Annotated in this window: 9 protein-coding genes; 7 read left to right on the forward strand and 2 right to left on the reverse strand. The window is 69.2% G+C overall.

What is annotated here, in order from left to right; translation table 11 throughout:
- Positions 1–28 precede the first annotated feature (28 nt).
- The 7 genes from C3488_RS30940 to C3488_RS30970 all read left to right on the forward strand — a co-directional run bounded on the left by C3488_RS30940 (position 29) and on the right by C3488_RS30970 (position 7796).
- On the forward strand, positions 29–1369 hold the full coding sequence (locus C3488_RS30940) for a sugar ABC transporter substrate-binding protein (protein WP_103844200.1): 1341 nt from the start codon (positions 29–31) through the stop codon (positions 1367–1369).
- A gap of 76 nt (positions 1370–1445) precedes the next feature.
- Positions 1446–2243, forward strand: a complete 798-nt coding sequence (locus C3488_RS30945; protein WP_103844201.1) for a rhamnogalacturonan acetylesterase — start codon at positions 1446–1448, stop codon at positions 2241–2243.
- Between the two features lie 30 nt (positions 2244–2273).
- Positions 2274–3596, forward strand: coding sequence for a polysaccharide lyase family 1 protein (locus C3488_RS30950; protein ID WP_103844202.1), 1323 nt, complete (start codon positions 2274–2276; stop codon positions 3594–3596).
- A gap of 2 nt (positions 3597–3598) precedes the next feature.
- Positions 3599–4702: a pectinesterase family protein gene (locus C3488_RS30955; RefSeq protein ID WP_103844203.1), complete on the forward strand. Its 1104-nt coding sequence runs from the start codon at positions 3599–3601 to the stop codon at positions 4700–4702.
- A 1-nt stretch (position 4703) separates the two neighbouring features.
- Entirely contained in the window at positions 4704–5738 is a 1035-nt protein-coding gene (locus tag C3488_RS30960) for a pectinesterase family protein (RefSeq protein WP_103844204.1), read from the forward strand.
- A 46-nt stretch (positions 5739–5784) separates the two neighbouring features.
- Positions 5785–6897: a chondroitinase-B domain-containing protein gene (locus C3488_RS30965; protein ID WP_103844205.1), complete on the forward strand. Its 1113-nt coding sequence runs from the start codon at positions 5785–5787 to the stop codon at positions 6895–6897.
- A gap of 101 nt (positions 6898–6998) precedes the next feature.
- Positions 6999–7796 (forward strand): HAD family acid phosphatase, encoded by a 798-nt coding sequence (locus C3488_RS30970; RefSeq protein ID WP_103844206.1) that lies wholly within the window; start codon positions 6999–7001, stop codon positions 7794–7796.
- Here the strand turns inward: C3488_RS30970 and C3488_RS30975 are convergent.
- Both C3488_RS30975 and C3488_RS30980 read right to left on the reverse strand, forming a co-directional pair.
- Positions 7789–9999 (reverse strand): family 43 glycosylhydrolase, encoded by a 2211-nt coding sequence (locus tag C3488_RS30975; RefSeq protein ID WP_103844207.1) that lies wholly within the window; start codon positions 9997–9999, stop codon positions 7789–7791. The two genes, C3488_RS30970 and C3488_RS30975, sit on opposite strands and share 8 nt — an antisense overlap.
- Positions 10000–10321: 322 nt before the next feature.
- Positions 10322–10784: hypothetical protein (locus C3488_RS30980; RefSeq protein WP_103844208.1), on the reverse strand; the 463-nt coding region annotated here is incomplete at its 5' end.

Here is a 10784-nt window from a genome sequence, read left to right on the forward strand (position 1 = left end):
GTAGGAACCAGAAGAAGAGAGCCGACCAATGAAGATCAGCTACCGCAGAAGCAGGCGTGCCGCCCTGGCCGTCGCCGTGGGTTCCGCGCTCGCCCTCACCGCCACCGCGTGCGGCGACGACGGCAGCGGCGCCGCGGGGGACAAGGGCACCGAGGGTTCCGGCAAGGGCCAGATCACCTTCTGGGACAACAACGGCGGTGTGCGCACGGACATCTGGAAGCAGGTCATCGCCGACTTCGAGAAGAAGTACCCGGACATCAAGGTCGACTACGTCGGCATTCCGGCCGCGAGCGCCCAGTCCAAGTACGACACCGCCATCCAGGGCGGCGGCCTGCCGGACGTCGGCGGTGTCGGCACCGCGATGCTCGCCGAGGTCGCCGCGCAGGGCGCACTGGAGCCGCTGGACAGCCGCCTGGAGAAGAGTCCGCTGGGCGGCAAGCTGAGCCAGAACCTGCTGGACAGCAGCAAGGCGGCGGGCGGCGACGGCAAGCTGTACCAGATTCCGACCTCCGCGAACAACGGCACCCTGTGGTACCGGACCGACCTGTTCAAGAAGGCGGGCCTCGACGCGCCGACCACCTGGTCGAAGTTCTACGAGGCCGCGGACAAGCTGACCAACAGGAGCAAGAACGCGTTCGGCTTCACCATCCGGGGCGGCAAGGGCTCCATCGCACCGGCCCTGGACGCGATGTACAGCCAGACCGGCATCACCTCCTTCTGGAACGGCGACAAGACCACCGTCAACGACCCGAAGAACGTGGCCGCCCTCGAGAAGTACGTGGCGCTGTACAAGAAGGACACTCCGACCGCCGACGTCAACAACGACTTCACCAAGATGGTCGCCCAGTGGGACAGCGGCACCATCGGCATGCTGAGCCACAACCTCGGGTCCTACCAGGACCATGTGAAGGCGCTCGGACCGGACAAGTTCCGCGGCATTCCGAACCCGACACTGGACGACGGAACCCGGGTACAGGTGTCCAACCCGGTCGACGGTCTGAGCGTGTTCAAGTCCAGCAAGAACAAGGCGGCGGCCTGGAAGTTCATCGAGTTCGCCGTCTCCCACGAGGAGAACTCGAAGTTCAACGAGTCGGCGGGGCAGGTGCCGGCGAACGTGGACGCGGCGAAGGACGCGTGGATCCAGAAGGCCGAGCCGACGAAGCTCGCCGCCGAAGCCCTGAACGGCTCCGGCACCAAGATCGTGCAGCTGCCGTACTACCTGCCGGACTGGAACACGATCTCCAAGGCCGACAACGAGCCGAACTTCCAGAAGGTGCTGCTCGGCAAGATGACGGCCCGGCAGTTCCTGGACACCCTGGCGGACCAGCTGAACAAGGCCCAGGCCGAGTGGAAGAAGCAGCAGCGTTAGGTCCCGTCCGGATCAGCGCAGACCCGCGCTCCTGAAGAGGGCGCGGGTCACCACCCCCTGTGGAAAGGCACCCGCTGTGTCTCTTACTCGCAGACAGCTCACCTCCGCGGCCGTCGCCGCCGTTCCGCTCGCTCTCGCGGTGAGCGGTCCCGCGCGCGCCGCAGGCCGCCGCCGCACCCTGTACATCGCCGGCGACTCCACCGCCGCCCAGAAGTACGCCGACGCCGCGCCCGAGACCGGGTGGGGCATGGCGCTGCCCTTCTTTCTGCGCGAGGGCCTGGTCGTCGCCAACCACGCCGTGAACGGGCGGAGTTCCAAGAGCTTCGTCGACGAGGGGCGGCTCGACGCCGTCCTCGCCGCGATCCGGCCCGGCGACCTCCTTCTCGTCCAGTTCGGGCACAACGACGAGAAGACCGCCGACCCGGCCCGTCACACCGAGCCCTGGACCACCTACCAGGACTGTCTGCGCCTGTACATCGACGGCGCGCGGACGCACGGCGCCCGGCCCGTGCTCGCCACCCCCGTCGAGCGGCGGAAGTTCGACGCGGACGGCAATGCCGTGCCCACCCACGGCGACTACCCGGCGGCGATGCGCGCCCTCGCCGAGGCCGAGCACGTCGCGCTGCTCGACATCGAGGCCCTGTCGCTGGCGCTGTGGCAACGGCTCGGTGTCGAGGAGACCAAGAAGTACTTCAACTGGACGGCGACCGAACAGGACAACACGCACTTCAACCCGCCCGGCGCGATCGCCGTGGCCCGACTCGTCACCGGCGAGCTCCTGCACCGCCACGTACTGGCGCCCCGGGACGTGCGCCGGCTCGGCGAGGAGATCCCTGCGTCCTGGATCACCTGGCCACCGCCGCCCGCCGCGTAACCACCCATCCATCCCAAGGAGAGCCGCACCATGCGCCCACAGAAATGGCATGCCCATGCCACAGTTACGGCGACCGCGCTGATCGGCTGCACCGCCCTCGCTCTCGTCGCCACCGGCCCCGCCGCGCAGGCCGCCCAGCCTCGCGACCTCGGCCGCCAGACCCTCGCCGCGCACGACGGCTGGGGCTCCTACGGCACCGGCACCTCCGGTGGCGCGGCAGCCGACGCCGCGCACGTGTACACCGTCACCACCTGGGACCAGTTCAAGGCCGCCCTCGCCGACGGCGGCTCCGCCCCGAAGATCGTCAGGGTGAAGGGCACGATCGACGCCGACGGGCCGAGCTGCGCCTCCTTCGCCGTGCCCGGCTACGACTTCGACACCTACCTGAAGACGTACGCCCCGCAGACCTGGGGCCGCAGCAAGAACCTGGACGGCGAGCCCGACGACAGCCCCGAGGGGCTGCGCCGCGCCTCCGCCGCCGTCCAGGACGCCTACATCAAGGCGAACATCCCGGCCGACACCACGATCGTCGGCATCGGCAAGGACGCCGGCTTCAAGGGCGCCAGCCTTCAGATCAAGGGCGTCGACAACGTCATCGTCCGCAACCTGACCTTCGAGAGCCCGCTCGACTGCTTCCCGCAGTGGGACCCGACCGACACCGCCGACGGCAACTGGAACTCCGAGTACGACAGCGCGGTCGTCTACGGCTCCACGCACGTGTGGATGGACCACAACACCTTCACGGACGGCGACCACCCGGACAGCACGCTGCCGTACTACTACGGCCGGATCTACGAGCAGCACGACGGCGAACTGGACATCGTCAAGGGCGCCGACTACGTGACCGCCTCCTGGAACGTCTTCGAGAACCACGACAAGACGATCCTCATCGGCAACAGCGACAGCGCCTCCACCGCCGCCGTCGACCGGGGCCACCTGAAGGTCACCTTCCACCACAACCTGTTCGCGAACCTGGTCGAGCGCGCACCGCGTGTCCGCTTCGGTCAGGTCGACTCCTACAACAACCACTTCGTCGCCGGCGACGGCTACTCCTACAGCTACGGCATCGGCATGGAGTCCCAGCTCGTCGCCGAGCACAACGCGTTCACGCTGCCGGACGGGGTCGGCGCCGGGAAGATCCTGAAGAAGTGGAAGGACGCGCCGGTCACCGCCGCCGACAACTACGTCAACGGCACGCTCACCGACCTGATCGCCGTGCACAACGCGGAGATCCCCGGCGAGACGCTGCAGTCGGGTGCCGGCTGGACGCCGACCCTGCGCACCAAGGTCGACCCGGCCCGGGCGGTTCCTGGCATCGTCGACCACCGCGCGGGCGCCGGAAAGGTCTGCTGACCGTGGCGGCCACCGTGGGGCGCAGAGCCTTCCTCGCCGCGGGTGCCGGCGCCGCCCTCGCGCTCGGCCTGGCGGGTCCCGCCCGGGCGGACTCCGCGTTCGGGCGGTACGGCTCGCCGTCCGCCCGCCTCACTGGGAAGACCCTGTACGTCCACCCGGGCGGCGCCGGGGACTTCACCACCGTGCAGGCCGCCGTCACGGCGGCGGACGGCGCCGGGTACACGCTGGTCATCGCGCCGGGGACGTACCGCGAGACGGTCGTCGTGGACACCGTCCGCACGGGCATGACCTGGATCGGCGCCTCCGGGAACGCCCGGGACGTGGTGGTCGTGTACGACCACGCCAACGGGACGCCCAAGCCCGGCGGCGGCACCTACGGCACCACCGGCTCGGCCACCACCACCGTGCAGGCCGACGGGTTCACCGCCCGGCACCTCACCTTCGCCAACGACTTCCTGCGCGCCGACCACCCCGAGATCACCGGCACGCAGGCCGTCGCCATCAAGGTGCAGGGCGACCGCGGCGCCTTCGAGCGGTGCCGCTTCCTCGGCCACCAGGACACGCTGTACGCCGACTCGATGGCGCTCGGCACGTTCGCCCGGCAGTACTACCGGGACTGTTACGTCGAGGGCGACGTCGACTTCGTGTTCGGGAGGGCCACCGCCGTCTTCGAGGGCTGCCACTTCCGCACCCTGGACCGGACGGACCTGTCCGCCGCCCCCTACGGCTTCGTCTTCGCCCCGTCGACCGCGGTCGCCAACCCGCGCGGCCACCTGGTCACGAGGAGCCGGATCAGCAGTGCGGCCCCGGACGCGTACTACAAGCTCGCGCGCCCGTGGGTGCCCGGCTCCGACCCCACCGCCCGCCCGATGCTGACCGTCAGGGACACCCACCTGGGCGCCGGCATCGACGCGGTGGCGCCGTACGCCAACATGTCCGACTCCCACCCGTGGCAGAACCAGCGGTTCGCGGAGTACCGCAACACGGGACCCGGCGCCGCGATCAGCCTCCCCGCGAACCGGCCCCAGCTCAGCGACACGGAGGCCCGGTCGGCCACCCGCGAGGCCCACCTCGGTGACTGGACCCCCTGGCGGAAGGAGGGCTGACGTGGACCGTCGCACCCTGCTGACCGGGATCGCCGGCGGCCTGCTGGCCGCCGGCACCACTCCCGCCTTCGCGTCCCGCGCGCGCCGCGTCCTGCACGTCCGCCCCGGCGGTTCGGTACAGGCCGCGGTGGACGCGGTCACCGGACCCGGCTGGACGATCGTCGTCCACCCGGGCACCTACCGGGAAGTCGTCGATGTACCCGCCACCGCACGGGAGTTGACCCTGCGCGGCGCCACGGGCGACCCCCGGGACGTCGTCATCGTCCACGACAACGCCAACGGGACACAGAAACCGGACGGTTCCGGCACCTACGGCACGGCCGGCTCCGCCACCTTCACCTCGGCGGCGCCCGGCCTGACCGTGAGCGACCTGACCCTCGCCAACGACTGGCTGCGCGCCGACCACCCGGAGATCACCGGTACGCAGGCGGTGGCGGCGTACGTCACCGGAGACCGCTCGCTCTTCCATCGGGTCCGGCTGCTGGCCCACCAGGACACCCTGTTCGCGGACACCACCGCCCTGGGGTGCTTCGACCGGCAGTACTACCTGGACTGCTCCATCGAGGGCGACGTCGACTTCGTGTTCGGGAGGGCCACCGCCGTCTTCGAGGGCTGCCACTTCCACACGCTCGACCGGGACGTCACCTTCAAGCCGGAGGGCATGGTCTTCGCACCCTCCACGGCCCGCGCCAACCCGCGCGGATTCCTCGCCGTCCGCTGCCGGGTGACCTCCGGCGCCGAGGACGGGGCGTACAAGCTGGCCCGGCCGTGGGTGCCGTCCTACGAGACGACCGCCTGGCCCTCACTCGTAGTCCGGGACTCCTGGCTCGGTCCGGGGATCGACGCGGTCGCCCCCTACACCAACATGCGTGACGCCTACCCCTGGCAGTCCATGCGCTTCCGCGAGTACCGGAACACCGGACCCGGGGCCGCGATCACCGTCCCGGAGAACCGCCCCCGACTCTCGGACGAGGAAGCCGCGCTCCACACGCGGCAGACCTACCTCGGCGACTGGAGGCCCCGCGTACCCCACTGACGCACCAACCCCCCACCCCTTCCCCGAGACGAAAGGACCGCACTCCATGTCTCGTCGTACCGCTCTCACCCTGGGCGCCACCCTGGCGTTCGGCGCGGGTCTCGCCGTGCTCCCCACCCAGGCGCAGGCCGCGACGGTCGTCGTCAGCAACTCCACCGACCTGGCGAGCGCCATCAAGAACGCCACCGCCGGCACCGTCATCCAGGTGCGCGGCGGCACCTACTACCCGACGGCGACCCTGCAGTCCACCGCCAACGGGACGTCCTCGACGCCGATCACGCTCACCGCGTACGGCTCGGAGACGGTGAAGATCGACGGGTCCAGGCTGCCCTCCGGCTCGTGGATCTTCAAACTGACCGCCGACTACTGGAACGTCTCCGACATCACCTTCCAGAACTCCCCGGACAGCGCGGTCGTCTGCCAGTCCTGCACCGGCACCAACTGGAACAACATCAAGACCATCAACGGCGGCGACTCCGGATTCACGCTCACCGGCGACGGCACCGTCAACAACACCGTCAGGAACCTGGACTCCTACGGCAACTACGACGCGGCCGACCACGGGCAGAACGCGGACGGCGTCGCCATCAAGTTCGGCTCCGGGACCGGCAACCTGGTCACCGGGGCCCGTCTCTACAACAACTCCGACGACGGCATCGACCTGTGGTCGTTCTCGTCCCCCGTCACCATCGAGCACACCTGGTCCTTCGGCAACGGCAAGAACCGCTGGAACGACCCGGCCTTCGAGGGCAACGGCAACGGCTACAAACTGGGCGGCAACGGCGTGACCGTCGCCCACGTCGTCAACAACTCCGCCGCCTGGGACAACGCGGGCAACGGCTTCACGGAGAACTCGAACACCGGCGCGATCGTCATCAACCGCACCGCCGCGTACGCCAACGCGAAATGGGGGTACTACTTCGCCACCAGCTCCGCCAAGCTCGGCAAGAACCTGGCGGTCGGCAACGGCAGCGGCCTGGTCAGCAAGGGCTCCAAGGTGACGTCGGCCGGCAACAACCGGGACTCCGGAGTCCCGACGCCGGCCTTCAGGTCCACGGACGCGTCGAGCACGTACAACGCCCGGAAGCCCGACGGCTCCCTGCCCGACACCACGTTCCTGACCACGGGCAGTACCACCATCGGCGCGACCATGAACTGATCCGGGAGGGGCGCCGCCTCGGGCCCGTTGGCCGGTCGGGAAGATATCGATCGGGCAACGGGCCTCGCGCTCATGGTGGTGACGCGCGTAGAAAACCTGTCATGCATAAGCCACTTCGTATCGCGGCCCTCGCCGCCGCCTGTGCCGTCGCCGGCGGGGCCCTCTACGGCGCCGGCGCGGCCACCGCCGGTCAGTCGACGGCGAACTCCACCCACGAGCCCTACAACATCGGGCTCCTGGTGAAGGACATCGACACCTACTACGGCACCACGCTCGACAGCAACGGCGTCTACCAGGCGTCCCCGGACAGCCCGTACGCCAAGGACCTGGCGGGGATCGACGCCGACGCCAAGCGCTACATCGACAAGGCCGCGCGGAAGGCGCACAAGCACGGCGAGAAGCCGGCCGTCGTCTTCGACATCGACGACACGCTGCTGCTCAGCCTCGACTACGAGAAGCGCTACAACTACACGTACAACTCGGCGACCTGGGCCGCGTACGTGAACAAGGCCGACCGTCCCGCGGTCTTCGGCAGCCCCGAACTCGTCCGGTACGCCGCGTCCAAGGGCGTCGAGGTCTTCTACAACTCGGGTCTGAGCGAGGCCCAGCGCTCCGCCGCCGTGGAGAACCTGAAGAAGGTCGGCGCCGATGTGAACCTCGACGCCGACCACATGTTCCTCAAGGACGCGGCCAACCCGCCGTCCTACCTGAGCGGCTGCGCCGCCCCGGGTGCCTGGAAGTGCACCACCGTCCAGTACAAGTCCGGCACCCGCAAGCACATCGAGGACGACCTCGGGTACGAGATCATCGCCGACTTCGGCGACCAGTACTCCGACCTCGACGGCGGTTACACGGGCCGCACGTACAAGCTGCCCAACCCGACGTACTTCGTCAGCTAGACCGCACCGGCTGAACCGACTGCAGGGTCGGTACCACCGGGAGGATGGTGCCGTCGGCCGCGAACTCCATGCGGTCGACGGTCGTCTCCCGGTGCATGCCGTCCCCGCCGGCCTTGCCGGGGCCGTTCAAAGCGAACCGGTGGTAGACGATGTACCAGTCGTCGGTGCCGGGCGCGTTCACCACGGAGTGGTGGCCGGTGCCCAGGATGCCGTACTCGGGGCGCTTGGAAAGGATCGTGCCCCGCTTGGTCCAGGGACCGAGCGGGGTCGGTCCGGTCGCGTAGGCGACGTGGTAGTTCTCGCTGCGGGTGTCGTCCTCGGACCACATGAAGTAGTACGTGCCCTTGCGCTTGATCATGAAGGAACCCTCACGGAAGTCGTCCGTGGTGATGTCCTTCACCTTGGACGCGTCGTACGACGTCATGTCCGCGTTCAGCGGGACGACGTACGCGTGGCCGTTGCCCCAGTACAGATACGACTGGCCGTCGTCGTCCGTGAAGACCGCCGGATCGATCATCTGGCCCTTCAGGCTCCCGCCCTTGGCGACCAGCGGCTTGCCCAGCGCGTCCTTGAACGGGCCCGCGGGCGAGTCGGCCACCGCCACGCCGATCTGCTGCTCCGCGCAGAAGTAGAAGTAGTACTTGCCGTTCTTCTGGGCGATCGTCGGCGCCCACGCGTACTTGTCCGCCCACGTCACGTCCGGGCCCAGGTCCAGGATCACGCCGTGGTCCTTCCAGTGGACCAGGTCCTTGGACGAGTACGCCTTGAAGCTGGTGCCGCTCCAGCCGTTGTAGCCGTCGCTCGTCGGGTAGATCCAGTACTGGCCGTCCAGGTAGGCGATGTCGGGGTCGGCGTTCAGGCCGGGCAGCACCGGGCTGCGGGTCGGCACCGCCTCCACCGTCCAGGTGCGCTTCGTGCCGTCGGCGGCCGTCACGGTGTACCTCTGCGGGGTGCGGAAGTCACGCCGGGTGCCGGAGGGCGGGGTGACCGTCGCGTCCTCGCCGAGCCACAGCTTCGGCGCGAGCCGGCGCAGGTCGGCGTCCGGCGCCATCGGCAGGACCACCTTGCTCGAGGCCTCGGTGACGACCGCGTACCCCTTCTGGCCGTGCGCGGTCGCGTCCACCACCGAGGTGCCGGTCACCGGGTACGCGGCCAGCAGCCGGTCGTACTCCGCCTGCGTCACCGGGAGCACGGTGCCGTGCCGGGGGCTCGCCGGCAGCTGGTAGTTCGTGGACGGGGTCCACTTGCCCGAATCCAGGTCGGTCGTCTCGAACGGGAGGTAGCCCCGGCCGCCGTACTCGTCGATGAACAGGTACCACTTCTTCTCGGTGTTGGACTTGAACACCGTCGGGCCCTCGCCGCGGTCCATCGCGCCGCTGCCGATGCAGTCGGCGACGAAGTCGTACGTCGTCGAGGTCAGCGACGTCGACTTCTCCGCGGTGATGAACTTCGAGCAGGGGGAGCCGGAGGACGGGTCCCGCTCGTCCTTGGTGTAGCGGTAGTAGGTGTCCTTGTACTTGACCACCGTGGAGTCGATCACCGAGTAGCCGGGGTCGTCCCAGACCTTGGGCGCGCTGAAGGTGCGGAAGTCCTTCGTCGTCGCGTACAGCATCTTGTTGTACGTCGAGCCCGTGTGGTCCGGGTCGTCGTCGGCGTACAGCTTCGACGCCCAGAAGACCACGTACTCACCGAGCGAGTCGTCCCAGTAGGCCTCCGGCGCCCAGGTGTTGCCCGCGTTGTCGGGCGCGACCTTCACCAGGCGCTGGTCGGTCCAGTGGACCAGGTCGGTGGACTCCCAGATCATGATGGACTTGCTGCCGTGCCGCTGGACGTAGTCCCAGCTGCCGCTGCTGTTCTTGTACATCCGCAGGTCGGTGGCGATGAGGTAGAACTTGTCACCCTTGGGCGAGCGGATGACGAACGGGTCGCGCAGGCCCTTCTCGCCGATCGTGGACGTCAGCACCGGCTTGCCGCCGTTCAGCTCCCGCCAGTGCAGCGGGTCGTTGCCGCGGCTGAGCGCGTAGCGGATCTGCTCGCCGTCGGCGGTGCCCTCGCCGGTGAAGTAGGCGAAGAGGTAGCCGGCGTACTCGGGGTGGTTCACGGGGGGTGCTCCGGAGTGTGCGGGGCTGGGCGGCGCGGCGAGAAGGCCCAGCAGCAGGGCGAGGAGGGGGACCAGGAGCGTGCGGGCGGTGCGGGGTCGCATGACACATCCTGTGGGAGTCTGGGGGGTTCTGTTGGACGAGTGCCTTCGGAGTGTCACCAGTGGGGGACAGCACGTCAATTGGTGCGCGAGGGGGTTGAGGGCACCGAAACTTTCGATCGCTTTCGACTCCGGTCCGGCTCGATCGCCGCCGCGGTGACGATCGCCGCGGGTGTGGGCGGCTTCCACGTCTCCGCCCCGACCTGTCGAACGGCGCCGCCCGTGCCGCCGCCACGGCGGTCACCCATCATGAGGCGGGCGGCGGTGAGTTCCTGCACCGGAGCCGTCCTGGCCCAGCGCATACTCACCCGGTTCCGCCGCCGCCTTACCCCGTGAAGCCGCCCTTCACCGCGAGCCGTTCGCCACCCGCCGTCGCCGCCACCGTGTAGCTGCCGTTTCCGGCGTTCCGGCCGCTGCGGCCGCGGTCGTACTGTGCGGCGAACACCCACTGACCCGCAGGGACCGTACGGCCCTGCTTGAGCACCCAGGTGTAGACGAGGAAGCCGTCCTTCTCGACGACCGTGAACGTGAAGTCCTGCTCCGGCAGTGCCCGCCAGGCGCCCGTCGAGGACACCCCGCCGGTCTGCGCGATCTTCAGCACGACGGTGAGCGAGGTGAGTTCCTCACTGGTCTTCAGGGTCACGTCGCTCTGCGCCCAGAAGTCGTTGCTGCTCGGGTCCACCGAGCCGTTCGACCACAGCGGACCGTCCTGGACGTCGGAGGCGGGCGGCGGGGTGGTGGCGGTCGCGGAGGCCTCCGGGCCCGTCGAGGGGGGCGTGCCCGGTTTT

Origin of the sequence: Streptomyces sp. Ru72 (assembly GCF_002920635.1) — a bacterium.
GTDB lineage: Bacteria > Actinomycetota > Actinomycetes > Streptomycetales > Streptomycetaceae > Streptomyces.

Coding starts and splice junctions, on each gene's coding strand:
- C3488_RS30940 (WP_103844200.1), top strand. CDS start 29: ATGAAGATCAGCTACCGCAGAAGCAGGCGTGCCGCCCTGGCCGTCGCC.
- C3488_RS30950 (WP_103844202.1), top strand. CDS start 2,274: ATGCGCCCACAGAAATGGCATGCCCATGCCACAGTTACGGCGACCGCG.
- C3488_RS30965 (WP_103844205.1), top strand. CDS start 5,785: ATGTCTCGTCGTACCGCTCTCACCCTGGGCGCCACCCTGGCGTTCGGC.
- C3488_RS30970 (WP_103844206.1), top strand. CDS start 6,999: ATGCATAAGCCACTTCGTATCGCGGCCCTCGCCGCCGCCTGTGCCGTC.
- C3488_RS30975 (WP_103844207.1), bottom strand. CDS start 9,999: ATGCGACCCCGCACCGCCCGCACGCTCCTGGTCCCCCTCCTCGCCCTG.